The organism is Mesobacillus foraminis (assembly GCF_004340465.1).
Classification (GTDB): Bacteria; Bacillota; Bacilli; order Bacillales; family Cytobacillaceae; genus Mesobacillus_B; species Mesobacillus_B foraminis.
Map to the genome: position 1 here is coordinate 1 of NZ_SLVV01000024.1, position 25,576 is coordinate 25,576.

At 43.9% G+C, this 25,576-nt stretch carries 23 protein-coding genes and 18 tRNA genes; 30 read left to right on the plus strand and 11 right to left on the minus strand.

What is annotated here, in order from left to right:
* Positions 1–7: 7 nt before the first annotated feature.
* The 18 genes from EV146_RS26005 (at position 8) to EV146_RS26090 (ending at position 1,923) form a co-directional block, all read left to right on the plus strand.
* Positions 8–92, plus strand: a tRNA-Leu gene (locus tag EV146_RS26005).
* 10 nt (positions 93–102) lie between these two features.
* Positions 103–177, plus strand: a tRNA-Gly gene (locus tag EV146_RS26010).
* 37 nt (positions 178–214) lie between these two features.
* Positions 215–291 (plus strand) — tRNA-Arg (locus EV146_RS26015).
* Between the two features lie 3 nt (positions 292–294).
* Positions 295–371: transfer RNA gene (locus EV146_RS26020), tRNA-Pro, on the plus strand.
* 26 nt (positions 372–397) lie between these two features.
* Positions 398–473: transfer RNA gene (locus EV146_RS26025), tRNA-Ala, on the plus strand.
* Between the two features lie 22 nt (positions 474–495).
* Positions 496–572 (plus strand) — tRNA-Met (locus EV146_RS26030).
* Between the two features lie 4 nt (positions 573–576).
* A tRNA-Ser gene (locus EV146_RS26035) sits at positions 577–669 on the plus strand.
* A 173-nt stretch (positions 670–842) separates the two neighbouring features.
* Positions 843–916 (plus strand) — tRNA-Met (locus EV146_RS26040).
* A 3-nt stretch (positions 917–919) separates the two neighbouring features.
* Positions 920–996 (plus strand) — tRNA-Asp (locus tag EV146_RS26045).
* A gap of 25 nt (positions 997–1,021) precedes the next feature.
* Positions 1,022–1,094 (plus strand) — tRNA-Phe (locus tag EV146_RS26050).
* Positions 1,095–1,105: 11 nt separating this feature from the next.
* Positions 1,106–1,190, plus strand: a tRNA-Tyr gene (locus EV146_RS26055).
* A 6-nt stretch (positions 1,191–1,196) separates the two neighbouring features.
* A tRNA-His gene (locus EV146_RS26060) sits at positions 1,197–1,272 on the plus strand.
* Between the two features lie 19 nt (positions 1,273–1,291).
* Positions 1,292–1,366: transfer RNA gene (locus tag EV146_RS26065), tRNA-Gln, on the plus strand.
* A 52-nt stretch (positions 1,367–1,418) separates the two neighbouring features.
* Positions 1,419–1,492 (plus strand) — tRNA-Gly (locus EV146_RS26070).
* Positions 1,493–1,571: 79 nt separating this feature from the next.
* Positions 1,572–1,648 (plus strand) — tRNA-Ile (locus tag EV146_RS26075).
* 15 nt (positions 1,649–1,663) lie between these two features.
* A tRNA-Asn gene (locus EV146_RS26080) sits at positions 1,664–1,738 on the plus strand.
* An 11-nt stretch (positions 1,739–1,749) separates the two neighbouring features.
* A tRNA-Ser gene (locus tag EV146_RS26085) sits at positions 1,750–1,840 on the plus strand.
* A 9-nt stretch (positions 1,841–1,849) separates the two neighbouring features.
* Positions 1,850–1,923 (plus strand) — tRNA-Arg (locus EV146_RS26090).
* Positions 1,924–2,154: 231 nt separating this feature from the next.
* Here EV146_RS26090 and EV146_RS26095 read toward each other — a convergent pair.
* The 5 genes from EV146_RS26095 to EV146_RS26115 all read right to left on the minus strand — a co-directional run bounded on the left by EV146_RS26095 (position 2,155) and on the right by EV146_RS26115 (position 5,782).
* Positions 2,155–2,298: a YvrJ family protein gene (locus EV146_RS26095; RefSeq protein WP_121610730.1), complete on the minus strand. Its 144-nt coding sequence runs from the start codon at positions 2,296–2,298 to the stop codon at positions 2,155–2,157.
* Between the two features lie 69 nt (positions 2,299–2,367).
* On the minus strand, positions 2,368–2,586 hold the full coding sequence (locus tag EV146_RS26100) for a DUF2922 domain-containing protein (RefSeq protein ID WP_132011514.1): 219 nt from the start codon (positions 2,584–2,586) through the stop codon (positions 2,368–2,370).
* Positions 2,587–2,621: 35 nt separating this feature from the next.
* A complete protein-coding gene (locus EV146_RS26105; RefSeq protein WP_132011515.1) occupies positions 2,622–2,837 on the minus strand; it encodes a DUF1659 domain-containing protein in 216 nt (71 codons plus the stop codon).
* Positions 2,838–3,139: 302 nt separating this feature from the next.
* Positions 3,140–4,750, minus strand: a complete 1,611-nt coding sequence (locus EV146_RS26110) for an acetamidase/formamidase family protein (RefSeq protein WP_132011516.1) — start codon at positions 4,748–4,750, stop codon at positions 3,140–3,142.
* A 261-nt stretch (positions 4,751–5,011) separates the two neighbouring features.
* Positions 5,012–5,782, minus strand: a complete 771-nt coding sequence (locus EV146_RS26115; protein WP_132011517.1) for a hypothetical protein — start codon at positions 5,780–5,782, stop codon at positions 5,012–5,014.
* A gap of 519 nt (positions 5,783–6,301) precedes the next feature.
* Between EV146_RS26115 and EV146_RS26120 the strand changes: the two genes are divergently transcribed.
* Positions 6,302–7,720 (plus strand): polysaccharide pyruvyl transferase family protein, encoded by a 1,419-nt coding sequence (locus EV146_RS26120; RefSeq protein ID WP_132011518.1) that lies wholly within the window; start codon positions 6,302–6,304, stop codon positions 7,718–7,720.
* Between the two features lie 156 nt (positions 7,721–7,876).
* Positions 7,877–8,701, plus strand: coding sequence for a hypothetical protein (locus EV146_RS26125; RefSeq protein WP_241994060.1), 825 nt, complete (start codon positions 7,877–7,879; stop codon positions 8,699–8,701).
* A gap of 165 nt (positions 8,702–8,866) precedes the next feature.
* Here the strand turns inward: EV146_RS26125 and EV146_RS26130 are convergent, their stop codons facing one another.
* A complete protein-coding gene (locus EV146_RS26130; protein WP_132011520.1) occupies positions 8,867–9,877 on the minus strand; it encodes a DUF3231 family protein in 1,011 nt (336 codons plus the stop codon).
* Positions 9,878–10,185: 308 nt separating this feature from the next.
* On the opposite strand from EV146_RS26130, the gene EV146_RS26135 reads away from it, so the two are divergent.
* On the plus strand, positions 10,186–10,389 hold the full coding sequence (locus tag EV146_RS26135; protein ID WP_132011521.1) for a hypothetical protein: 204 nt from the start codon (positions 10,186–10,188) through the stop codon (positions 10,387–10,389).
* A 215-nt stretch (positions 10,390–10,604) separates the two neighbouring features.
* Positions 10,605–10,739, plus strand: a complete 135-nt coding sequence (locus EV146_RS28300) for a hypothetical protein (RefSeq protein WP_258236077.1) — start codon at positions 10,605–10,607, stop codon at positions 10,737–10,739.
* 97 nt (positions 10,740–10,836) lie between these two features.
* Here EV146_RS28300 and bglA read toward each other — a convergent pair whose 3' ends face one another.
* Together bglA and EV146_RS26145 are read right to left on the minus strand one after the other, a co-directional pair.
* The gene (gene bglA, locus EV146_RS26140; RefSeq protein ID WP_132011522.1) at positions 10,837–12,276 is read right to left on the minus strand and encodes a 6-phospho-beta-glucosidase BglA; all 1,440 of its coding nucleotides are present in this window, start codon (positions 12,274–12,276) and stop codon (positions 10,837–10,839) included.
* 13 nt (positions 12,277–12,289) lie between these two features.
* The gene (locus tag EV146_RS26145; RefSeq protein WP_132011523.1) at positions 12,290–14,197 is read right to left on the minus strand and encodes a beta-glucoside-specific PTS transporter subunit IIABC; all 1,908 of its coding nucleotides are present in this window, start codon (positions 14,195–14,197) and stop codon (positions 12,290–12,292) included.
* Positions 14,198–14,414: 217 nt separating this feature from the next.
* On the opposite strand from EV146_RS26145, the gene EV146_RS26150 reads away from it, so the two are divergent.
* Positions 14,415–15,125 carry a GntR family transcriptional regulator gene (locus tag EV146_RS26150; protein ID WP_132011524.1) on the plus strand — a complete coding sequence of 237 codons (711 nt, stop codon included), beginning with the start codon at positions 14,415–14,417 and terminating at the stop codon, positions 15,123–15,125.
* A gap of 212 nt (positions 15,126–15,337) precedes the next feature.
* Here the strand turns inward: EV146_RS26150 and EV146_RS27355 are convergent, their stop codons facing one another.
* Positions 15,338–15,502 (minus strand): hypothetical protein, encoded by a 165-nt coding sequence (locus tag EV146_RS27355; RefSeq protein ID WP_158287227.1) that lies wholly within the window; start codon positions 15,500–15,502, stop codon positions 15,338–15,340.
* 1,020 nt (positions 15,503–16,522) lie between these two features.
* On the minus strand, positions 16,523–17,356 hold the full coding sequence (locus EV146_RS26155; protein WP_132011525.1) for a TetR/AcrR family transcriptional regulator: 834 nt from the start codon (positions 17,354–17,356) through the stop codon (positions 16,523–16,525).
* A 100-nt stretch (positions 17,357–17,456) separates the two neighbouring features.
* Between EV146_RS26155 and EV146_RS26160 the strand changes: the two genes are divergently transcribed.
* The 3 genes from EV146_RS26160 to EV146_RS26170 all read left to right on the plus strand — a co-directional run bounded on the left by EV146_RS26160 (position 17,457) and on the right by EV146_RS26170 (position 22,078).
* Positions 17,457–20,543, plus strand: coding sequence for an efflux RND transporter permease subunit (locus EV146_RS26160; RefSeq protein WP_132011526.1), 3,087 nt, complete (start codon positions 17,457–17,459; stop codon positions 20,541–20,543).
* A gap of 205 nt (positions 20,544–20,748) precedes the next feature.
* Complete coding sequence (locus EV146_RS26165; protein ID WP_121610747.1) at positions 20,749–21,096, plus strand: PadR family transcriptional regulator; 348 nt, start codon at positions 20,749–20,751, stop codon at positions 21,094–21,096.
* The gene (locus tag EV146_RS26170; RefSeq protein ID WP_132011527.1) at positions 21,083–22,078 is read left to right on the plus strand and encodes an HAAS signaling domain-containing protein; all 996 of its coding nucleotides are present in this window, start codon (positions 21,083–21,085) and stop codon (positions 22,076–22,078) included. Before EV146_RS26165 ends, EV146_RS26170 begins: the two co-directional genes overlap by 14 nt.
* 255 nt (positions 22,079–22,333) lie before the next feature.
* On the opposite strand, the gene EV146_RS26175 is transcribed toward EV146_RS26170, so the two are convergent.
* A complete protein-coding gene (locus EV146_RS26175; RefSeq protein ID WP_132011528.1) occupies positions 22,334–22,804 on the minus strand; it encodes a DinB family protein in 471 nt (156 codons plus the stop codon).
* Between the two features lie 212 nt (positions 22,805–23,016).
* Between EV146_RS26175 and EV146_RS26180 the strand changes: the two genes are divergently transcribed.
* From EV146_RS26180 to EV146_RS27360, 4 genes are all read left to right on the plus strand, one after another.
* Positions 23,017–23,379, plus strand: a complete 363-nt coding sequence (locus EV146_RS26180) for a VOC family protein (RefSeq protein ID WP_158287228.1) — start codon at positions 23,017–23,019, stop codon at positions 23,377–23,379.
* A 73-nt stretch (positions 23,380–23,452) separates the two neighbouring features.
* Positions 23,453–24,010, plus strand: a complete 558-nt coding sequence (locus EV146_RS26185; protein WP_132011530.1) for a cysteine hydrolase family protein — start codon at positions 23,453–23,455, stop codon at positions 24,008–24,010.
* A gap of 251 nt (positions 24,011–24,261) precedes the next feature.
* Positions 24,262–25,044, plus strand: coding sequence for a class I SAM-dependent methyltransferase (locus EV146_RS26190; RefSeq protein ID WP_132011531.1), 783 nt, complete (start codon positions 24,262–24,264; stop codon positions 25,042–25,044).
* A gap of 272 nt (positions 25,045–25,316) precedes the next feature.
* The gene (locus tag EV146_RS27360; RefSeq protein ID WP_158287229.1) at positions 25,317–25,496 is read left to right on the plus strand and encodes a hypothetical protein; all 180 of its coding nucleotides are present in this window, start codon (positions 25,317–25,319) and stop codon (positions 25,494–25,496) included.
* Positions 25,497–25,576 lie beyond the last annotated feature (80 nt).

The following is a 25,576-nucleotide window of genomic DNA, read 5'->3' on the forward strand; positions in this document are numbered from 1 at the left end:
TTCATACGCGGGTGTGGCGGAATTGGCAGACGCACCAGACTTAGGATCTGGCGCCGCAAGGCGTGGGGGTTCGACTCCCTTCACCCGCACCATTTAGTTTTTGCGGAAGTAGTTCAGTGGTAGAATACAACCTTGCCAAGGTTGGGGTCGCGGGTTCGAATCCCGTCTTCCGCTCCAATCTCCGCAGATGGTTGCGGAAATCTAAACATACAATGCGCCCGTAGCTCAATTGGATAGAGCGTCTGACTACGGATCAGAAGGTTATGGGTTCGACTCCTTTCGGGCGCGCCATATCGGGAAGTAGCTCAGCTTGGTAGAGCACTTGGTTTGGGACCAAGGGGTCGCAGGTTCGAATCCTGTCTTCCCGACCATCCAGAATTCTCTGATATATGATTTTGGGGCCTTAGCTCAGCTGGGAGAGCGCCTGCTTTGCACGCAGGAGGTCAGCGGTTCGATCCCGCTAGGCTCCACCATTAAAATAATATTGATTAACATGGCGGTGTAGCTCAGCTGGCTAGAGCGTACGGTTCATACCCGTAAGGTCGGGGGTTCGATCCCCTCCGCCGCTACCAATATGGGGGAATACCCAAGTCTGGCTGAAGGGATCGGTCTTGAAAACCGACAGGCGGGTCAAACCGCGCGGGGGTTCGAATCCCTCTTCCTCCGCCATATCTGCCAAGTATGGCACAGATTCTAATATTATCACGGGACGGAGCAACGAGCATCTCTTCACCGGATAATCAGCAACTTGTACCGATTGGGCCGATTCTTAAGTTGGCTCCTAAGATCGGGACAGTCATGCCAAACATTGGGCATAAACAATACAGTGTAAATAATATTGTCGCGGGGTGGAGCAGTCCGGTAGCTCGTCGGGCTCATAACCCGAAGGTCGCAGGTTCAAATCCTGCCCCCGCAATCTGGTCCGGTAGTTCAGTTGGTTAGAATGCCTGCCTGTCACGCAGGAGGTCGCGGGTTCGAGTCCCGTCCGGACCGCCATTATTTAAAAATTTAAGATTATCATGGCTCAGTAGCTCAGTCGGTAGAGCAAAGGACTGAAAATCCTTGTGTCGGCGGTTCGATTCCGTCCTGAGCCACCTTTTTATGTGGAGGGGTAGCGAAGTGGCTAAACGCGGCGGACTGTAAATCCGCTCCCTCAGGGTTCGGCGGTTCGAATCCGTCCCCCTCCACCATATATGGCGGTTGTGGCGAAGTGGTTAACGCACCAGATTGTGGCTCTGGCACTCGTGGGTTCGATTCCCATCAATCGCCCCATATAAATCTTCATCATTATTGGGCTATAGCCAAGCGGTAAGGCAACGGACTTTGACTCCGTCATTCGTAGGTTCGAATCCTGCTAGCCCAGCCATCTTTCTAATGGAAGAATAGCTACTAGGAAAATTGGCAAAACTTTTAACCATGCGGGTGTAGTTTAGTGGTAAAACCTCAGCCTTCCAAGCTGATGATGTGAGTTCGATTCTCATCACCCGCTCCAAAAAAGAAATGCACAGGCGACTGATTAGCTTTGACAGATCGAAGTGGCTGAAAAGTTAGGAGCCGAAGCTAGACAAAAGGGGCCTATAGCTCAGCTGGTTAGAGCGCACGCCTGATAAGCGTGAGGTCGATGGTTCGAGTCCATTTAGGCCCACCATATAATCTTTATTGTTCCGCAGTAGCTCAGTGGTAGAGCATTCGGCTGTTAACCGAACGGTCGTAGGTTCGAATCCTACCTGCGGAGCCATTTTTTATTTAGGGGAAGTACTCAAGAGGCTGAAGAGGCGCCCCTGCTAAGGGTGTAGGTCGGGTAACCGGCGCGAGGGTTCAAATCCCTCCTTCTCCGCCATTTTATAATGCGCCTTTAGCTCAGCAGGATAGAGCATACGCCTTCTAAGCGTACGGTCAGAGGTTCGAATCCTCTAAGGCGCGCTCATACAAACTTACATAATCTTAGGGAAAAAGGGTTGCTGCTGCAACCCTTTTTCTTTTTTACAGTATCGGGATAATGGTTGGAAGAGGCTCGTCCAAAATGATTATTAAGAAGAAAAATAGTGTATTCATTTTAATAAACAAGAGGCATTATTATCGATAAAAGGTTCCTGGCCATTTCAGCTGTCCAGGAACCGTATGCAGCATCTTCTGGCATCAGAGATACTGGAATCAAGTTCTCTCCTTCATTCGTTCCGGCAGGTTCTGTATGGATTGAACCACATTGTCGAGCTTGGCCTCGATTCGATGCAGCAGGTACAATGTGACAACCACCGGGAACCCCACATCACTTATTAATGGGATGAGCTCCTGCATACCTGTTGTCCTCCTTTTCTCTTTTAGTTGGAAGAAAGGCCGGTTCCCCTTGGAAACCGGCCCCTATTCTTAAACGATCTCGTAATCTGTGACGTTACGTTCTACGACGCGGGCACCACTGACGGAAACCAGGCTTCCGTAGTTGGAGTAGAAAGCGTTGGAAGCGATGATTTCCTCCATTGCAAGTTTTACGGCCGCTGCATTGATCGGTTCAGCCGGCCCGTCCACGGTCAGCTTTGCTATCTTCCCTAGGTCGGTAACAAATTGAAGTTCGAGTGTTTTAGCCATGTTTTTCACCTCCTTTTAGTGTTTGAAGCGTGGGATTACATAATGTCATAATTGTCGGTGCGTTCCACCGAAACAATCGGGTAGGCGCTAAGCCCCGCAAGAGCGGACGCTGCCTGGTCCAGCTGGTCGGCAGTGGCCTCTTTACGGACGTTTGCGTAGGACTTTGCCTTGAAGATCGCTTCAGCTTTCTCGTTCATGCCTGTTTCGAAAACCAGGGTAATTTTTGAATTCTTCATCATTGCCTGTGCCATCGTCTCTCACCTCCTTTCACCCTTTATATAGGGAAAAACGGGCAAAAAAGACAGGGTAAGTGAAAATTAATTAGAGATGAAAAAAGCTGAAGCGATTGTGCTTCAGCTTTTGCTTATTTATATAGCAGTAGAGGTACGCCGTAAAGTTGCAGAGGGGACTTAATCCCGATGTGGGGGCATATATTCCCGATGTAACTACGGTTAATCCTGATCTTGTTGCGTTTAATCCCGATGTGCACCGGTTTATTCCCGATGTGATGTTCAACTGCAGGGTGTTTGCTTCACACACCTGAGTGTTCACGTTATTTCTTAAGATTGTAAGTCACTTTTGCAGTGAAGGTATTACCTGAGGTGGTCCAGTTGACGCTTGCCCCGAGTATTTCGCTGATGGCTTTGACTGGAATGAACAGTTCACCATCAATGGAAACAGGCATTCCTTCGTGGTAGACATCTTTTCCATTCACGTTATAAATATTGGAGTTTTCCACGATGGTGACTTTTTTGCCCCCCAAGGTAACGGTGGTGCTGGTCGCTCCTTTCTTATGGTTCGTTTTCTTTTTACCGGCTAACTTATCTGTGAGAGAGTCGACGGAGACATAAAATTCATTGTTCATCATCTCGGAAACGACCTTCTTTTTATCAGCGAGGACTTCTAGGTCTAGATTGTTTATAAAGTGCCTCTTTTCGATTAGCGCATGGATTCCTTTCGTTTTATCGACCACCTGGGAAACTTCGTAGTCGGTGGCGGCGCTCATATAGGCAAGGGCGGTTGCGCGGTCCATGCCGAGCTTTTCATGCAAGAATCCAATGGCCTCACGGACACTTTCTTTCATCGCCTCGTCCAGATCCTCATCGAGTCCAATCGGGATCCAGTAATCCTCTGTTTCGGCAAATGGCTGCTTGATCTCACCGTTACGAGGGAGGGCAGGATCATCGGATTTTAGGACAGTTAAACGGAAGGTTCCTCTCAGGGATGCTTCCCAGGCCGTCAATGCCACCTCGCCGTCGCCTTGGGCAAAGTGGGGGTCACCGGTGAAAAACAGGGCGTCTTTTACCTGAACCGGCAAGTAAAGCGTTGATCCGACACCTAATTCGTTAATATCGATATTGCCTCCCGTTTCAATCGGCGGGATGGAACTGACCTTTTCGCTTGTATTCGGAGCGACGCCCATGAGCCCCATAAATGGCTTTGCCGGAAAACGGACCTCGCCGCCCGATTCAATTGGAAGGACCCCGTAATACTTTCCGTTCATCTTTTCTAATGGGGTGAAGGTAGAAACATTGGCATACAGCTCAGGATGATCGGCACTCGCTCCATCCTGAGGGCCGTTATTTTCAGGGAACTCCCCGGGAAGGGCACCTTTATAGTGACGGTTGGAAATGACCCCGTAAGGAACGCGGGGAGCCAGTGAGAGCACTTCCACCTTCAGTACATCCCCAGGTTCAGCACCTTTCACGGCAATCGGCCCTGTGACAACATGGGGACCGTCCCCTGCGAAATCATGATCCAGATCGGACCCTGCAATCGCGATGGCGTCACTTAGCACCTCGTCCTTTTTCACTCCGTGTTTGCCAAAGAATTCAACTGGATCCCGCCCCTGATCTTCAAGTATTCCTTCATGAGATACCGTATCGATGGTGACGGTAGCTCCTGAAGAAATACTCATCACCGGCTTGCTGTCGCGGTTCGGCAAGTGGCCCCATTGAATGTTTTTAAGGGTGGAGGACAGATAGTATTTGCCATCTGCCTGCTCCGTTGTTGTTCCTTGAAGGACCTTAAAAGAGTCCTCATTGGTTTTTCTCGCACCACTGCTTACATCACTCAACAGAAGCGAAGCAGACAGAACCGTTACTGCACTTACACCAAATACACCTAACTTCTTCGCTCTAGAATATCTTATGCTTTTCCCCATCTTTCCTCGTCCCCTTTATCGTTTAATCTGTAACTAAGATTACAAAAAGAGGGGGAGGGAAGCTACAAATGCGTAAGGTTTTCTCACATAATTAATTTAACGCTCTAAAGCGTTACCCTTCAAAACGGTGCCTGACCCGCAGTGTATTAGTGTGGTAAAGGGTGCCAGACCCTCTTTAGTACATTAAATGGTGACGGAACTGAAGATTCTTTGATCCATTAAGGGAGCCTGACTGCCCCCACTTGCTGCACTCCCCGCTTGCTAAAATCCCATTTCGTAGAGGTCGCTGAAGTAAAGTTCGGTGAATTTTTTGTCCAGGATTCCGTAGTAGTAGGCAATGGGCTTGTGGACTTTTGCTGTTTTTAGTTTGCTGATGAGCTGTTTGAAGCATTGGATGGCTGTTTCGAGAACTTGTTGGGGTTCTTTTTCAAGGTTGTTCCGATAGGCTGATATTCTGGCCATTTTCCAGTATTCTTCGATCACTTTGGCTTGGGGAAAGAAGTATTGAACCAGTTGGACGAAGGGCTGTGGAACACGGTCATTTGTAAATGTATGGTCCAGTTCCAATGGTTCCTCCTGACGTTTAGTTATTTCTTGAATATTAGTTTTAGAAGGAATGACAGTTTCTTTAGGGTGGTTCATTTTTTCCTGTTTGGGTGGTTCATTACAAGGAAAAGGATTAAATACATAGAGATTGCTTGTCTGAGATCCATTTTTGCGCTCTGTTTCGTGGACAGTGAGAATCCCCAATTCCTTTGCTTTTAGGATCATTCTTTTAAAGGTGGAACGGGATATGCCATTGTCGTGGTATTCTTCATGAATTGCTTTTAAAACGGTCCCGATTTTCGCGTTGCACACGCCGGGAATCTTGGCAGAAAAACGGACCAGCCTCTTCAGCCCGATTAGTTCCCCCTTGGAAAACTCCTGCCTATGCTCCCCCATCCACATTTCCATGTGATGGTTAAACTCCTTAAGACTTGTAAACAGTGAAAACTCCTCAAATTTAGTGATTTCGCCTGATTTAATTTGCACAAAAATGCACCGCCCTTTCTACCCTCTATATAGGGAGGAAAGGGCGGAAAGGACATGCTGTTTCGGAGGAATCTGTGACAAGTCTGTGAAGGTTGTCAAATAACGTTTACCGGGGACCTGGCGGCTGGTCCCATAAAGGTTATCCAACCGACTTCTGGGTGTTACAAACTCTCGTGGTGTGAAAAGCTGTGTACAAGGTCAGGGAATGTATTGAACGCAGAACGTTAAGAATGATACTTGGATCGATTATTCTATCAGCAAAGTTGATTTTGCTTCTAAAAACATGACTTCACACTGGGTTCCTTTTCTTTTCCTGCATTTTTTTAACTCAGATGGGATTGCTTCTTGATACCTAAAAAACCGTGGGTATGTTAAAATATAAAAGTTGTCTAATGAGACACTATTTTACTAGAATAATAATTTAAGCTGATAAAAATGTATGTATTTTGGTGAACCACCGTGAGGGGCGCCACTTTTATATAGATAGAAAAAAGAAATTAGAAGGGGGCAATTTTCTAAATGAAAAATATTCTAATCAGATCAGGAATCTCTCCGTTTGATAACTTTGATGCATCCTATATGCTTGTTAACAATTCAATCGGCGGGAATGTAGGGAACCTGGTTTATGCCTACAGTGTTTTCCGCACGTTGATGACGGAAGATACGATGATTACTCCGGATTATTACAAGATTGATCCGAATCAGGCAGACGAAATCAATCAGAAGTATGACATGTACATCATTCCGCTGGCTGATGCATTCCGTGAAGATTTTGCACCGACGCTGCGAAAGTATACCAAGCTGATTAAAAAGCTGACAATTCCGGTTGTCGTAATTGGTGTCGGGTTGCGTGCGCCATTTGAACCAAAGCTGAACGAGGGTTTCCCATTTGATGAAGATGTTAAAGCTTTCGTAAGTGCGGTTCTGGAAAAATCCAGCATGCTTGGTCTCCGCGGGGAAATTACATCGAAGTATCTGACACGTTTAGGTTTCCGTGAAGGAATTGACCATACTGTTATTGGATGTCCTTCTATGTATTCTTTTGGCCGTGAGTTGATCATTCGCGATACAAATATTACAAAAGATTCGATTGTTAGCGTGAACTCATCCAGACTTTCTCCTAAAAATGTACTTGATTTTATTACGAGAGGCATGGAAGAGTATCCGAACCATTACTTCATCCCGCAATGGCTGAAAGAGATGAAGCTGACATATGCAGGAGCTCCTGCTTTGGCGAAATCCAGCAGCAATTACCCGGTCAGCATGATGGATCCAACGTATATGAACAACCGTGTTCGTTACTTCCTGAACGTGCCTACCTGGCTGGATTTCTTGAAACAGGCAGATTTAAGCTTTGGTGCAAGGCTCCACGGCAATATCGCCGCAACGATTGCCGGAACACCAAGCATCCTGCTTCCTAAGGACGCCCGGATGAGAGAACTCGCAGAATACCACCAATTAACGCACGTGATGGCCAATGAGATTACTGAGCAGACAAGGCTTAGCGACTTGGTTGAAAAAGCGGATTTCCATTCTCCTGAAAAAAATCAGGCGAAAAACTTCGATCACTATATCTCATTCCTTAACAGTAATAACCTTGACCATATTTATAAAGATAGCATGACTCCAGCGGTCGTTCCTTTTGACGAAAGACTGGCTAAAGTGGATCTTCTTCCTGCGATCACGCCGATCAGTGGCATTTCCATTGAAGAGCTTGTACAGCGTATGGAGAAATACAGCACGCTGGAAGAGGAAAAACGCGCGAAAGAACAGAAGAATAAGGATAAAAAGATCAAAGACCTTCAGAAGAAGGTTGAAGATACTCAGAAGAAGCTGAAAGAAAAAGATAAGGCAATCAAGAAGTACAAAGGAACACTAAATCGAAAAGCGGTCCGTATGGCGCTGAAAACAGCGGATATGTTCAGCTTCAGCAAGTAATACACTGCACATTCCCCATATTCCTGCTTTGCAGGGGATTATTGGGGAATGTGCTTTTTTTCATATGTTTCTTTATACTATTCTTACCGGTAAACGTGTCACAAGTCATTAGAAGCATGGGAGGGACCGAAACTGCTCCAGTCATTTTTATCAATTTTGCTCATTACATTTACTCAGCTCTTTTCTTTGCTGTGTGTGCTGTTCGTCTTTGGTTTCCTGCTGGGTTTGCTGGAAAGGAAGAGTGCCGGCTATTTTGTACAAGGCTTTGGGGGCAGGGGGTACCTGCCGACCTCCTATATCGGCACACCGGTGCATGAGCTGGGACACGTTGTGATGTGCTGGCTGTTCAGGCACCGGGTGGGGAAGGTTCAGTGGTTCCCGAAGCGGGGGAATGGGACTGTCCTGGGCTATGTGGAACATTCCTATTCCAAAAGTTCGCTCTACCAGCGGATCGGAAACTTTTTTGTTGGGATTGGGCCGATGATTTCAGGGATTCTGGCTTTGATTGGACTGATGTATATCTTTGTCCCTGACTCCTATGAAGGGTTCATGGATCACATTGACACCGGGGTTCAGCCAGGAGCGGTCAGCATGGAGATGCTTCGCGGGGTCCTTCAGTCGTCATCTGTCTTATTCAGGGGCCTGTTCAGCATGCAAAATCTGCTTGCCCCATCCTTTTGGCTGTTCCTATTTTTAGCTTTGAGCATATCCTCGCATATGGCGTTAAGCATGCCTGATATAAAAGGAGCAGCAAGCGGGGTTGTGACTATTTTTTCAGGGCTGTTTACGGTAAACCTCATAGGATATGTCCTGAATATCGACATGAATCAGTATGTGGCCGTCCTGGCTGGCTACAATGCCTATCTTGTGGCGTTTGCCAGCCTCGCTGTCTTGTTCTCACTGATTCACTTTGCAATCTGTTTTTTGCTTTTTCTGGTTAAAAAGAAAGGTCTATTTCAGGGGAACCATTTAAAACTATAGGCCCAGCGCCAATAAGAAAAATCCGGCACTTACAGGCTGGATTCTTTTTTTGTTAGGCTTTCTCTAATGCAATAAACAAAAAGCCTCTTAAAATTTAGGCAAAACCAGGTAATGCCACACTGCATAAATACTCGTAATGATTTTATCTTTTATATCCATACATTATCACTTGTTTTTTGCCAAGTCTTCATGGTCCGTTGCTAGAGGAGGCTGTTCCATCCACTCATTTTCTATTAAAAGATTCATGCCATCTTCAGCTAACACTCCCATTTCCGTTATCATTTTAGCGTAATTTGCAGCCAAATCCCTACGTTGAGAAATAGCCATTGCCTCACCATAATAACCCATGGCAGAAGAGATTAGTGTTGCTATATGATACATCATAAGCTTATCGGAAAAAGGAGGGATTGTTGAATCAGTCACCTCACTCTCAAATGTCCTGGGAATGTGTAAATTATCTTCTGTCAACATGGAAGATAGGATTTTAAAGTGATTGTTGCAGAGTTTCCTGGCCCTTTCCATAAATTTCTTTACATCCTTAGATTTCGCAACTTGACTGAATCCTAATTCTAAAACAACTTTTGTCATGGTTTTCTGCATATTGAGATAGGTACCACTAACTTCTACAGCACTTATAGGTCTGCGTTTTCCTAACCAGCCTGTTAAAAAATTTTGTTTCTTAACAAACTCGACTTTCTGATGGTTGTTAAAAGTAGGAGGTTTGCTAATTATCCCCTTATCTAAAAGGACTTTAGTTGTTCTATCATACAATTCTAATGTTTCAGAAATAACGCCAATAAAATATTTTCGCTGCTCCTCTGAAATGACATTGCCTATTGCACCTGAATACCTAGTCAATCCGTGAACAGCCATAATCTGAAGGTAAATAATTATATATGTGTCTGTAAATAATGAAGGTGCTTCCAGGGTAACGTCTTCATCTGTAAATCCAATAGGAGTCGGATAATTTTCTTTTGCTAAAAATTCTTTAATCTTTTTAAGGTGTCTCTCCGTTAACTCAAGGGCATATTGGAGCACTTCTTTAATGTCTTTATCTTGTACATAATTGGAAAAATAACGGAACACGCAGTTCGATAAGCTGTCATTGATATATTGGGTCCAAAGATTTCCAAGTTCAGATGAACTAATTTTCGTACTATGATGGCTGGTTTCCACAATTCATACCTCCTGTAAAATTGTCCAAATATAGGTTATCCTAATATGGATAATTTATAATTTATAAAATCATCCTTTAAGCCTGGACCAGCCATTACCTGCACTACAGAACATTTACCTTCCCAGGATGAAACAAGTTGCGCTAAGAGAGGGCAAAGGGATTATCCATTAGGTGATCAACAAAAATCCTGCTTCTGCCCCAAAAATCGCTGCGAGCAACCTCAAGCAAAAATTTCTGGACGGCGACCTGCATTTTCCCATATATTAGGGTTAACCATGTTAATGGCCCACTCAAAGGAGGAGTTCTTATGATTTGGCTGGTCATCCTGTCCCCATTGTTCATACTTATCCCCATAGTCCTCTATCTGAATCGTAAAAGGGGGATGAGCCACCCCGTCGATGGAAATGATAACCTGGAAAACGCCATGGCGGAAAGTGACAGGGCAAAGAGAGATGCCTTCATTAATCCAGGCCAGGGTAGCGGGGGAGATGGAGGAGGGCCTGTAGCTTGAACCTGCTGGAATTGAGCAGGTTTTTTTGCGCTCTGTATTAACTAAACTCCCCCGTCCGTTTAAGAGAATTTGCAATAAATTTATCAGAGCCTTTAGGTTAAAAAGAAAAGAAGAAGGCAGAACTAGGAGAGCATAGCCTTCCAAAAGGAATGCAAACTATATAGGCGGGTGCTTACGGCATCTGATTGAAAGAAGCTAAAAGGTGGTGGATGATCATGGCAAATAATAAAAAGACCAACCAGTTTAAAAATAATGAAAGCAAGCGGGCGATGCCGAAAACGGATGTAGAATTTGCGGCGACCGGGCTTGAGAAAATCGCGTTAAGGGCTCAAAAAAGCCAGAATAAATAACCGGGAAAAGAGTGTTTGGGGATTTGAAAACAAAAAAACGGGTGCGGCACTTTTTTACAAGTGTCACACCCGGGTGTTTGCCAGCGGCGGAAGGGGCTTAAAGTTCTTCCCCGTTTGTCTCGATGACTTTTTTATACCAGTTAAATGAATCTTTCTTGTAGCGCTTCATAGAGCCATTTCCTTCGTTATCACGGTCGACATAGATCATGCCGTAGCGCTTTTTCATTTCACCGGTTGTGAATGATACGATGTCAATGATTCCCCATGGAGTGTAGCCGATCAGGTCAACGCCATCATAAGTAACGGCCTTTTCAAGCGCCTCGATGTGCGACTTCAAATATTGAATTCGTTCCGGGTCATGGATGGATCCATCTTCTTCTACGGTATCGATAGCTCCAAACCCATTTTCCACAATAAACAATGGAATCTGGTAGCGGTCATAGAATCGGTTCAAAGTGTATCTTAATCCAGTTGGATCAATTGTCCAGCCCCAGTCACTTGCGCTGATGTATGGATTTTCTACAGAGCTAGGCAGTCCGCCATTCAGGATGCTTCCTGTATTATCATTTTTGACATCACTTTTAACAGTAGTGGACATGTAATAGCTGAAGCCTAAATAATCAACGGTGCCATTCTTCAGGATCTCATCATCGCCGTCTTCCATTTTAATGTCATAGCCTTCACGTTCAAATTCTTTCAACGCGTAGCTTGGATAATAGCCGCGAACCTGGACATCAGGGAAGAAGTAGCGCTGTCTCATTTCTTCTTCAGCTAGCATGACATCTTCAGGGTTGCAGGAGAAAGGATAAATCGGCACATGTGAAACCATGGCCCCAATCTGGAAGTCCGGATTGATTTCCTTTCCTTTGGCCACCGCCAGTGCACTGGCGACCAGTTCATGGTGCGCCGTCTGGTACATGACTTCCTTGGCGTTTTCATTCTCGCCTACCATTACGCCGGAGTTTGTCCAGAGGAACAGTGGATTGTCTACATCCATTTGGTTGTTGATTTCGTTAAACGTCATCCAGTACTTTACTTTATCCTTATAGCGGGTGAAGCAAGCCTCTGCGAACTTCGCGAAATAGTCGACTAGTTTGCGATTTCTGAAACCGCCGTATTCTCTTGCCAAATGAAGCGGCATTTCAAAGTGGGACAAAGTAATGACCGGTTCAATTCCGTGCTTTAGCAATTCATTAAAGACGTTATCGTAGAATTGAAGACCTTCCTCGTTGGGCTCAACTTCATCTCCTTTAGGGAAGATTCGGCTCCAGCCAATGGACGTCCTTAGGCATTTTAAGCCCATTTCCGCGAATAGCGCGATATCTTCTTTATAATGGTGATAGAAATCGATGGCTTCATGGTTTGGATAGAATTCATTCTCTTCGATTGTTTCTGTAATTCTTCTAGGTACTCCATGGGCTCCGGCAGTCATGACATCAACTACGCTTGGCCCTTTCCCGCCTGCGTTCCAGCCGCCTTCGAATTGGTGAGCAGCCAAAGCGCCGCCCCATAAAAAGTCTTTTGGCATGTTCTTCATGTTTTTTCCTCCTCTATTTCACTACTGTAAACAGTTTTTGCTGCAGTCTAGTTTCTTTCCTGTCTTCAATGATAACTTCTTCATAAGCATGTGAGTTGGTGATGATAACCGGAGTGATGGTTTTCAGCCCTTGGGCATGGATGAATTCCTTGTCAAACTCAATCAGTGCCTCACCTTTTCTGATTTTATCCCCGTCATTTACTTTTAACGTGAATGGTTTTCCATCCAAAGTGACGGTATCGAGACCTATATGCACGAGCAATTCCACGCCGGATTCTGATCGGAGCCCAATGGCATGCTTGGTAGGGGCAACCATGACAACCGTTCCGTCAAACGGTGCATACAATTTGTTGTCTGCCGGCTCGATCGCCACTCCTTGTCCCATCGCACCGGAACTGAATACTTCATCGGGAACCTCCGAAAGCGGAATCACCTGGCCGTTAAATGGAGACTTAACGGTTTCTTCATTGCTTTGGGCAGCAGCTGTTTGGAAACTTGCCTCGCTTAACTCCTGATCTTTTGCCGGGTTTTCATTGCTTGCCTTTTCAGCCGCATCATTTCCGTAGCCGAAGATCTGAATGAGGACGACCGGGAGAATGATGGCGATGGCAGCCCCTAATAAAATACCCCATATCGACATTGGATAGTCTGAGGAGATTCCATTTACAATGGTCAGCGGTCCAGGCAATCCTGCATAGGCGAAGTAATAGGGATTGAAGAAGCTTGCAGTGATGGCTCCGATGGCTCCGCCAATGCAGCCAAAGATAAACGGCTTCTTAAATCTTAGTGTTACCCCGTAGATCGCTGGTTCTGTAATCCCGAAAAGTCCGGTTACACCAGCAGAAACACTTACTTTGCGAATTTCCTGGTTTTTTGCTTTTAAAATGACGCCGAGCACAGCACCAACCTGGGCGACGACAGCGATTGTCTGATACGCCTGGAAGGAATCGCGTCCGTACAGATCAAAGTTTGCCAATACCATTGGCGTGATTCCCCAGTGAACACCGAAAATCACGATAACCTGCCAGAATGCCCCGATAATGGCTCCTGCTACAGGTGGCGCATTTTCAGCCAGGAAGTTGTAGCCGTTCGCAATTCCGTTCGCACCCATGGTGGTTACTGGCCCGATCAGGAGAATCGTTAAAGGCACCATGATCAGCATGCAGAAGAACGGAACAAATAATGGTTTGATAACGTCGTTCATTCTTTTATTTAAAAATCGCTCAAGGTAGGACAGGATCCAGACTAAAAAGAGCGGCGGAAGCACGGACGATGTATATGTCGTTGGTGAAAGTGCCAGCCCCAAAAAGCTGATGCTGTCTCCTTCTGCAATTTTAGCGGCCATTTCTGTCCAGGTAGGACTCACCAGTGCGGCAGAGCAGGCCACTGCAATATAGGTGTTTGTTTTAAAATGCTTCGAGGCCGTGATCGCGATGAAAATAGGAAGGAACGTGAATGGTGCCCAGGAGATAAAGCTTAACACCTGGTAGGTTCCTGTTTCTTCGAAGCCAGTAAAGAGCAGATTAATGATGATCAGTGCACCCTGCAAAATTCCGGCGGCAGCCAGAATGTACACAAACGGTGCAAATACAGCGGACATCGTCGCGATGATTCGGTTTAAAACCGTTCCTTTGTGTTCGTCGGAACCATCGGCAGTTTCGATGTTTACTAGACTTGAAAAATGTTCAAAAACTTCCCCGACGTGCTGCCCGATAACCACCTGGAATTGGCCGCTGTTTTCAACCACCGTAATGACGCCAGGCAAAGCGGCCACTTGGTCTTTCGCTTTTGGATTTGAACGCTTTAGCACTAACCGAAGTCTAGTTGCACAGCGTGTAGCTCCGATGACATTTTCTTCCCCGCCGACCGCTTCAAGTATATCTTTTGCCAGCTTAGGGTAATCTCTCACTTTTCCCGACATGTTGAATCCTCCTTGCTGATTACCGCTTACATTTATAGTAATTAATAATGAATACTAATATTGTATCGGTATAATTTGTTTGTTATATATATTATAATTGTACCGGTCTAATTTATCAAGAACGAAATAATGAAACTGAAAGCGTATCAATTTGTAACGCGTTTATGCTATAATTTCAGTAAAGAATGAGATAAATCTCTACTAACGAGGAATGGATATGCTAAAGTACCAGGAAATCGCACATGAACTTGAAAAATATATTGAAGATCACAAGCTTCAGCAAGGAGACAAACTGCCTGTGCTGGAATCCCTGATGGCTCAATTTAATGTCAGCAAGAGCACGATTACGAAAGCATTGGATTTGCTGGAGAGAAAAGGGGTCGTGTTCCAGGTGAGGGGCAGCGGCATTTTTGTCAGAAGGCATAAGCGAAAGGGATATATCTCCCTGTTATCCAATCAAGGGTTTCAAAAAGAAATTGAAGGCTTTAACCTGACTTCAAAAGTCATTGAACTGGATGTCAGAAAACCCACACAGGAAGTCGCCGAGAATCTTAATATCGGACCGGATGCAGATATTTATTATGTGAAAAGGGTGCGGTACATTCACGGGCAGGCATTGGCGTTTGAGGAATCATTTTATAACAAATCGATCGTTACGTATTTGAATAAGGAAATCGTTTCGGAATCCATCTTTAATTATATTTCCGAAGGGTTGGGGCTGAAGGTCGGGTTTTCGGACATGTACCTTCATGTCGATAAACTGAATGAGGAAGAAGCGGAGTATTTAGGCCTGAAAAAGGGAGATCCCAAGCTTTACCTGGAAAGTGTTTATCACCTGACAAATGGACAGCCGTTCGACTTTTCCAAGCTTACCTACAACTATGAACAGTCCCAGTTCTTTTTCCAGTCCAACAGCCACTTTTTCTAAAAAGAACTTAAAAGAGAACGGTCTGCTTGAACAGTCCGTTCTCTTTTACATGAATGAATTTCTAAACAAACGATAAAAAAAGTATAAATGTACTGCTCCTGGTATAATAGGAAGTAAGTTAATAGGGCAAGACGCCACCTTTCAGGAAGTGGCAACAGTAAGAATAGTAGTTTGCGGGACGTCCTCCCCGCAATATTCGAAGTATGTGACCTTTACTTTTCCTCATATTTCGGACGGATGATGTGTTTTATGTGACCGATGACCTCATCAAAGGATCGCTTCACATCTGGAGATTCCACTTCCTGTTCTTTTAACATCCTCAAAGTCATTTCCGCCGCGAAGATAACCTCGCTTCTCGTAGGCTTTGTTGCTTCCATGAAATCAACTCCTTTTTTCACATTTATCCCCATTATTCAGAATTTTATTCACAACTTGTTATGGTGAATGACGAGCGATTGTCAGGTTAAAAGAAGAAATGGCGAGAATTATATATTGTAGGTGGGGAAGATGGAGTCAAAGCAGTACACTGCCAGGAAAGGTGTAGGATAAGAGCCGCACATCCAAAGGGAGCGGGCAACCCCGAAAATTACCCACTTTCATCAAAACAGATCACAAATACTCCGTTTGAACCTGAACCTCCTGAAAAAAGGTCGCTGTCACGTCTCTGTCACCGGTTTTTCAATAAAAGCGGGGAATCGATGCATAACCTCAAATAATCGATGCATAACTTCCCGGGAACGATGCATAAACTAAATTTTTTGATGCATAACTTGCGTGTGCCCCCTTAAGACCAGGACGCTGCCCCGGTATAATACTGAAATGGAGCGGGTTTTTACCCCGGAAATTACCCACTTTCCTGAAAACAGAACAGAAATACACCAGTTTGAACCTGAACCCGAACCCGAACCCCCTGAAAAAAGGTCGCTGTCACGTCTCTGTCAGCGGTTTTTCAATAAAAGCGAAGAATCGATGCATAAAACAAAATAATCGATGCATAACTCTCCGGGAACGATGCATAACTTGAACTTTTTGATGCATAACTTGCGTGTGCCCCTTAAAACCAGGGTACCGCCCGGTCATATAGCCTGAATGGAGCCGGTTTCCCCCCGAAAATTACCCACTAGCCCTCAAACCGGATGCAGAAGGCGCCGGTTCCCACCTGAACCCCTAAAAAAAGGTCGCTGTCACGTCTCTGTCACCGGTTTTTCAATAAATGCGGGGAATCGAAGCATAACCTGATATAAACGCTGGAAAATCGACCATGAAACGATATAAAAAAGGTGAAATTCTTCCACCACAATGAGAATGCCCAAAAAGCCGTCATTAAAACGGCTTTTTCATTTAAAAAACGTAGCAGTATTATAAATCTATTGGAACAGCGACTAAACGGATAACCATCAAAGTTTATAATACCGCCGCAGCAAAAAGGAGATCCACTTACAATGAGGATTGTGCCGGATATTCTCCAGAAGCCCTTTGACAATCGCCGGGCTAAAGGCAGGGTTAAGCAGGTCCTGTTTTAAGAGAAGCAAGGATTCTTTCTCAATTGGTTCCTCAATATCCTCCAATTTTTGAGTAAGGATTTCAAGGATTTGTTCCTTTGTAGCCTCTTCCTGGCAGGGCTGTTCGATGATTCGCATCAATTCCTCCGAGATAAATGGAAGGGTCGTATGTTTCGCGAGCAAATTTGTTTTTTCTACGAGCGAATGGCATAGCACATCGAGATCCAAAGGAATATTGAAGAACAGGAACAAATGGGAATACATGCTCATAAAACCTTTAATGCAGTAGACTAGATCGTATTTAATGGAGCGGTCGACGTGGCTGTATAGCCGCTCAACCATCAACAGAATGTTTTTTTCCATTAATTGATCATAGTGGCGTATCTTTGAAAAGAGTTCTGCATTCATGGACTGCGTCTGTTCATTAATTAAAATCTTTGCAAAATCAGAATGGTCGTTAAAGTTTTCAAAGATTTTATAGTAAAAAGCATACAAGAGCTTTTCATCACTGACTGTATTTTTGACTATGTAGTCAATATCCGATGTGATCTGCATCATGAAGTGGTCAATCAAAGCGGAAATCAATTCGTCCTTGGATTTAAAAGATAAGTAAAAAGCGCCTTTTGAAATGCCGCAATGATCGGTGATTTGCTGGACTGAAGTGGCTTCAAATCCCTGTTTCGCAAAAAGCTCCAGCGCTTTTTCCATAATTAATTGTTTTTTTGCCATTATATCTGTATCACTCCTGCAGTCTTTAAGTTGACAAGTGACCTGTCAGTCATTAGTATAAGAAAATGGGTGTATTAAGTCAATCGAGGTAGGTGTATACGTGAAGAGTTTAGTAGATTTTGTCCTTAAGAACAAATTGGCCGTATGGCTTCTGACCATTATCATTACTGTTTCAGGCATATATTCCGGGACACGTATGAATATGGAAACGATCCCTGATATTTCAATCCCTTATCTGACGGTAATAGATGTGTATCCGGGTGCGACCCCCGAGAAGGTCATGGAAGATATCTCCATGCCTTTAGAGAAAGCGGTGGAAGGCCTTGATGACGTAAAGGCCATCTATTCGAATTCCTATTCCAATATGTCCAATATACAGGTGGAATATGAATATGGAATCGACATGGATGAGGCAAAACGGGCCCTTGAATCTGCCCTTGATGCGGTGGAGCTTCCGGAAGGAGCCGAGGAGCCGCAGATTAACGCCATCAGTATGAACATGATGCCCGTTGTAGCACTCAGTGTGAGCAGCACCGAGGAAGATATCGTTGAATTAACCTCAACTGTCGAGGAAGAATTGCTTCCGAAAATCGAAAAAATCGATGGTGTTGGATCGGCGACCATCACGGGCCAGCACATAGAAGAAGTTCAACTGACTTATAATGAATCTAAAATGGAACAGTATGGCCTGACCGAAGACAAGGTGAAGGAAATGATCCAGGCCAGCAACCTTGCTGTTTCATTAGGACTATATGAATTTGAAGAAGGTGAACAGGCGGTAGCGGTCGACGGCAAGTTCATGACTGAAGACGAATTAAAAAATATGCTCGTCCCGGTCACGCCTTCAGAAAATCAGCCAGCTCCATTTGTTAAGCTGAGCGAGATTGCTAAAATTGAGACTGTCGGGAAAGTACAATCAGTGTCCCGTACAAACGGCGAGGATGCCATTGCGATCCAGATTGTGAAGGAACAGCAGGCAAACACAGTCGATGTCGTGAACAATGTGAAAGATCTGATTCAGGATGAGGAGAAAAAGATTGATGGGCTGGTTGCCGAGGTTTCTCTGGATCAGGGTGAGCCGATTGAAGAATCCGTCGCGACCATGATCGAGAAGGCCGTATTTGGCGGACTGATCGCAGTATTGATTATCCTTCTGTTCCTGAGGGATTTTAAATCGACGATCATTTCCATTGTCTCTATTCCAGTTTCCATTTTCATGGCATTGCTGCTGCTGAACTGGATGGATATTACCCTGAATATCATGACGCTCGGGGCGATCACGGTGGCAATCGGCCGGGTCATCGACGACTCGATTGTTGTTGTTGAGAATATATACAGGCGCCTTCATTTGAAAAAGGAAAAACTGACCGGCCGGGCACTGATCCAGGCGGCTACGATCGAAATGTTCAAGCCAATCCTGTCATCGACCCTTGTTACGGTCGCGGTATTCGCACCGCTAGTTTTCGTTGGCGGTATGGTGGGCGAGCTCTTTGCTCCGTTTGCCCTGACCATGACATTTGCGCTTGGTGCATCTTTAATTGTAGCGATTACGATTGTTCCGGTGCTTTCCCATACTCTATTTAAAAAGAAGCTGTATGCTGAAAAGACGGAAAGCAGCCATAAAGAGGCAGGGAAATTAGCCCTTTGGTACAAGGGGATCCTTAATAAAGCACTGAACCATAAAATCATCACTTCCCTCATTGCCGTTGTTTTACTGGTCGGAAGCTTGGCCTTAACGCCGCTGATCGGATTCAGTTTTATGGGCAGTGAAGAAGAAAAAGTCATGTATTTAACTTATACTCCAGAGGCAGGGGAGCTTAAGGAAGATACGCTGGCAAATGTCACCGCGGTAGAAGAGAAGCTGCTGAAACGGAAAGATATCGACATTCTTCAGGTATCCGTCAACGAAGCTGGCGACCCGATGGCAGCGATGATGGGCGGAGGCGCTGGCGGAGCGCTGATGTACGTCATCTTTGACCCGGATATGGAGAACTTCCCTGAAGCTCGTGAGGAGATTGAAGACTATGTAACCAATATTGGCCAATCAGGAGAATGGAAGAGCCAGAATTTCACTTCCATGGGTGCGGCTACAAATGAAGTAAGCTATACGTTTTACAGTGAGGATTTAGACAAACTCAATACTTCTGTAAAAATGGTAGAAGAAATCCTGAACAAAAATAAAGGCATTGAGGATGTAACCTCCACGGCAGAAGATGCCTTTGTCGAGTATACGTTCAATGTTGATCAGGATGAATTGCTGCAGTATGGATTAACAACCGGCCAAATCATCGGCATGCTGAATCCTATGCAATCAAAGAATGTCCTGACAACCATTGAAAAAGACGGAGATACACTGGATGTCATCGTCCAGCAGCCACAGGCCAAGCAGCCGAAATCCATCGATGAAATGCTCGACACCGAGATTCCTACAGCAGTGGGACAGCCAATGCCGTTGTCGGAGCTTGTGGACGTTAAAAAAGGAACGACATTAAATACACTGGCCCGAAGCAAGGGTGAATACTATGCTACGGTGTCAGGAACTATTACCGATAAAGATGTTTCGAAAGCGACCTCCGAAGTAGGTAAAGAGATTGATAAACTCGAACTGCCTAAAGGAGTCGACGTGGGCGTTGCCGGAGTTCAGGCAGATATGAATGAAACCTTTACGCAGCTGGGAATTGCCATGCTCGCGGCTGTTGCCATCGTCTACTTTATCCTGGTAGTGACTTTCCGTGAGGGTGTGGCGCCATTTGCCATCCTGTTCTCTCTTCCGTTTGCCGTTATCGGTTCGTTCGTTGGTTTATTAGCTGCCGGCGAAACGATTTCTGTTTCGGTTATGATGGGACTGCTGATGCTGATCGGTATAGTTGTAACGAATGCCATTGTCCTGGTGGACCGAGTCATCCATATGGAACGCGATGGCCTTGGTATGCGTGAGGCGATTCTTGAAGCGGGATCAACCCGACTTCGCCCGATCCTCATGACGGCGATCGCAACGGTAGGTGCCTTGCTTCCGCTGGCATTTGGCTCAGGCGGCGGCGGAGGACTGATTTCCAAAGGATTGGCGATTACCGTTATTGGCGGATTAATCAGCTCCACCTTATTAACGTTAATCGTTGTGCCAATTGTATTTGAGGTATTATCCAAACTCTTCAAGAAAAATCGAAGAGAAGAAGACGAAAATTAATAGAGACCCTGGCAGGTTCATCGCTTGCCAGGGTTTTTTATGTTGAGTAGAAGAATGGAGTAAATTTGTGTTTCCTTTTCGTCATCTTTTTTGCCTTCCGAGCTAATTATCCAATTTCAATTGATTTCATCACAACAATAGTGTACGATACATAGTATAAAACATATACTGTATGACATATAGTAATAAAAAAGAGGTGGGTGAAATGAGTCAGTTATTGAATTCATTAACAACAGAACTTAGGAGAGGAACGTTGACATTAGCGGTTTTAAGTCAATTGCGGACCCCTCAGTACGGGTATTCGCTTGTTCAGCTGCTGGAAGGATCGGGGATTGCGATTGATCAGAGTACCTTATATCCACTGCTTCGCCGATTGGAGAAACAGGAGCTGGTGTCGAGCAGCTGGGATACGTCTGAGAGCAGACCCCGCAAGTACTATGTTTTGAGTGAGTATGGGCTAGAGATCTTTTTGCAGTTGAAAAAAGAATGGATTGCTAACTCAAAAGAGCTTTACAGCTTATTAAAGGGAGAGGAAGAGGATGAACTTAATTGAGGTATATATTCAGGAAGTCACTCGAAGGCTGCCTGAAAAGAATCGTGAGGATATTGCGCTGGAGCTGCGGTCAACCATAGAGGATATGCTGCCGGAGGATTACGGGGAAGAAGATGTAAAGGCAGCACTCGAAAAATTAGGGAGTCCAATCTCGCTCGCTGCCGGTTACAGTGACCGGCCCATGCACCTGATTGGCCCTCGCTATTTTGATATATATGTAACCCTCCTGAAAATGATTTTACCGATTGCTGCTGTCATTTCGGTCATTTCGATGATCGCTCAATATTTTATCGGTTATGGCGGAAATGAAGCGGCCTTAAATGTGGCTTTAAGTCTTATGGGCCAAGGAATATGGACAGTTATTGAAGTCAGTGTTCAAGTATTCTTCTGGTTAACCGTTGTGTTTGCCGTAATAGAAAGAACCGATCAAGGAAAAGATCAGCAGCCATTAACTCCAAGCCTGAAGAAGTGGACACCTGAAGATTTGAAAAATATCTCCTATGTTCCCGAGAAAAAGGCAATCTCAAAATGCCAGGTGTTTGGAAGTTTAATGTGGACGGCAATCTGGGCAACACTTTATTTCTATGCGGATCATCTTGTGGGTATATATAAAGGGGGCAGGGACGGCCTAGAATTTTTGGCTGCAACCTTCAATCAAGAGGTTTTGCTCCGGTATTGGCCAATCGTTGTGATGGTGATTGGTTTCGAAATAGCTCTATCCCTTTATCAATTGATTAAAGGGCAATGGACCAAAAGAATGGCACTGTCCAATACGGCCCTCCAGCTAATGGCAACCATCGTTTTTATTGTCATACTCATAAATCCCAATGTACTAAGTGCAGAGTTCGTTACGTATATGGCGGATCTATTTACTATAACTGCAAATGAATTTAGAACGTGGATAGTGGGCGGCGGAATTTTTATCTTTTTACTGTCCGCGGCGATCAATGTATGGGAAGGCTTTCGTAAGGCCAGAATTTAATAAAAACATACTTGCTTTTAAAAGTAGCGATCGCGTTTCTACCAGAGTAGAGGCGTTTTTTTTATGTGCAGGTTCGGTAAAAAAGTAAGCCGCCCAAATGAACTGTTTCCGGACAAGGTAACATTATTATTCAAGGTATTCACGGTGTAACTCCGTTATTGGGGAAAAGATTAGCTTGAGTGCGACACGTTTATACGGAGGGAAAAACACCACAAGAAGGAAAGGTGCATCACGGCTGTGATACACCAATTGGAGCTAATCCCAAATACGAATTCTGGGAATCCCCGCCGTTCTTAAATAGTCCAGTAATTGCCCAGTATGTACAGATTCATGATAGGCCACACGCAACAGCATGTCTCCCAAGTCTCTGATGTATCCCGACTCGGAACGATCGACCTTTATGCTCTCCAAATCACTTTCAGAGAATGATTGAATGGTATCCATGAACTGTTTTCTGTAGTGTTCAGCGAATTCCAGCTCGTCTTCTACTGTAGTAAAGGGTCTATTTTCAAAAGGAGAGTCAAACGCAGATAAACTCCCCCTATTTTTGATGGCCAAATGATAGTAATGTTCGCTTTCAAGGATGTGCCTGACCATTTCCAGGCAGCTCATGGCCTCACTGTCCGGCTTCCAGGAAAGTTTCTCTTCAGGAATGGATGTCCAGACTTTTATGCTCCTTCTCCTTACTTCATTAAAGTTTAGAATGATTAAGTCAATTGAGTTCATAACGTCCTCCCCTTTTGGATAAATTTAACTTTATTATACACGAATAAACGTTCTTGTTTTGATTTTTTGTATTTTTTCAAATAGGAAAGAAGAAGGCCTGATTTATTGAAGGAATCTCCTTTACAAAAAGAGGAAATTAAAGCTGCGGGTGGAATTCATCTTACTATTACCTTTACAGGGTAAATGTCTATTTTTTCAAGGAGATGAGTTTTATGAATGAACAGGTACTAGATAAATTTGTTGAACGAATTGATGCGGTATTCCTCCCTGTCAAAAATCTTCAGGAATCATTGGCATGGTATCAGGACATATTCGGTTTTGATTTGCGGTGGAAAAATGAAAGAATGTGTGGTCTTTCAATCGCACCTAACTGTGGATTTCACCTTGTCGAAATATCGGATTTTCAACCCGTTGATCAATACACCCCGTTTAATTATGTTGTTAAAGATGCAGAAGACATTAGAAGAAGGCTAAAAGAAAAGAATGTGACTGTATCAGAGATAAGAAATGGGGAACCTAAACGCTTTGATTTAACCGATATTAATGGAAATATGATAAGTGTTATAGAAATATAAATGAACCGGTGTATTACTAAGGGGAATACGTCTGAAAAATAGCGTGTCCCCACATTTGAAAGGGGAAAATCATTTGAAGCAAGCATTGTTAGTCATTGATGCTCAACAAGAGTTAATGGATGGGAATCAAACGGAAAGTGCTGTTTTCAGGAAAGACCAGCTTATTAGCAATATCAATTTAGTTATTAAAAAAGCGGTTAACTCCAGTGTTCCTGTTGTTTTTGTAAGAGATTTGGATATTGCTGAAGGCAAAGGGAAAGGGTTTCAGGTTCATGAAAACATTCATATGCCTGATGATGCAAAAATCTTTGATAAAACTGCAACGAATTCTTTCCATGGGACAGGACTTCTAAATTATTTAAAATCTCAAGAGACTGAGCATGTTGTTATAATGGGGTGTGCAACCCAATATTGTATCGATAGTGCAGTCAGGACCGCCACGATTAGTGGTTTGGATGTCACATTAGTAGCTGATGGACATTCGACAACGGACAGTGATACTTTAAGTGCAGAACAAATTATAAAGCATCATAACCAAACCCTTCATGGCCATTACAATGTGGAGCATTTTTCAATCGTAAGAAATGCAGAGGAAGACTTGTTCGATCCAACTCATGATTCCTACAGGTAATCATCATTAACAATAAAAGACCCTAATTTTTAAAAAAGTAGGACTAGAATTGGGACTTTTAATAGGTACGATCTATTTAAATAGAATCTGTAAAAATATAAGTTGGAAAATCATGTACCTAAGCTAAAGACCTTGTTGCAATAAGCGGGATTTTTTTTATTAAGCTAACGGGAGTATAGTTGAAGAAGGATTTTGTTAAGTATTTAAATAGATACAATCCGATATCAAGATGAACTATTGGGGTGAGAAAAATGAATATAGCACAACACAATCGTAAGGCCTGGGATAAAAAAGTTGATGAGAGTGCTGTTTATACGATGGCAGTGTCTAAAGAAATGATCGAAAAGAGTAGAAATGGTGAATGGGAAATTACAGTAACAACTGGGAAGCCAGTTCCGAGAAATTGGTTCCCCAATTCTTTAAAGGGCAAAAAGATACTTTGTCTAGCTTCAGGGGGCGGGCAACAAGGTCCAGTTTTGGCGGCAGCGGGTGCAACTGTCACTGTTACTGATCTATCAAAAAAGCAATTAGAAAAGGATGAATTTGTAGCCAATCGAGATGGGTTAACTCTTAATACGGTACAAGGTGATATGACTGACCTTTCTGTTTTTGAAGATGAAGTTTTTGATATTATTGTTCATCCCGTTGCTAACTTATTTGTAGAAAATATATCCCCTGTTTGGAAAGAAGCATCAAGAGTGTTAAAAAATAAGGGAATTCTTATTTCTGGTTTTACCAACCCACTTCTATTTATTTTCGATGATGAAGAGGATAGGAAAGGTAATCTGGTAGTGAAAAATTCCATTCCGTCTTCTTCCTTTGATCATTTAACTGAAGATGAATTAGTAGAATATATAAATGCTAAACACACGATTGAGTTTGGACATACATTAGAAGACCAAATCCAAGGACAAGTTGATGCGGGCTTTGTAATCGCTGGATTATATGAAGATGACTTTGGAGGAAGTAGACCATTAGATAAATATATCAAAAGTTTTATTGCAACCAAGGCTGTTAAATTGAACATTGATTAAACCTTGTTGAACGAACGGGTGCTTTCCTTAAGGTAAAGGCATTAAAAAAGAAGCCTTTTCTTATTGAGCTTACGGACATTTTAATGAAAGAAGGAAACTCAGATTATCCATCTGAATATATATTTATAGTTAAAGGTCGAAGGTGATGTTGGGGCTGATCTTATATGGTGTAGTCACTGCGGCAGTAACCTTGATTTAGATGATATTCCGATTTCAAGTGAATTAAAAAGGAATATGAGGGAGTGGGTAACAAAGTATGGTGAATGGATCGATTGGGATCTAGACCAAATAATAACCATACACTTAAAAATAGGGTGCAAGAGTTTAAGAACCAGCTGCTGTTCCAGCCGGTTCTTTTCTTCTTCAACGAAGGGGCAGTTTTATGGAATAAGGAGTTCTCCCTTAGCTATTACATCAGTGAAGAATGTATCTATACTCCCATTGACAACTAGTATAGTTGATTTTATAATAAATTCAAATTTGAATAATAAAACCTTATTTAGGACGTGGATTTTTCTAGAGGGAACTCTAT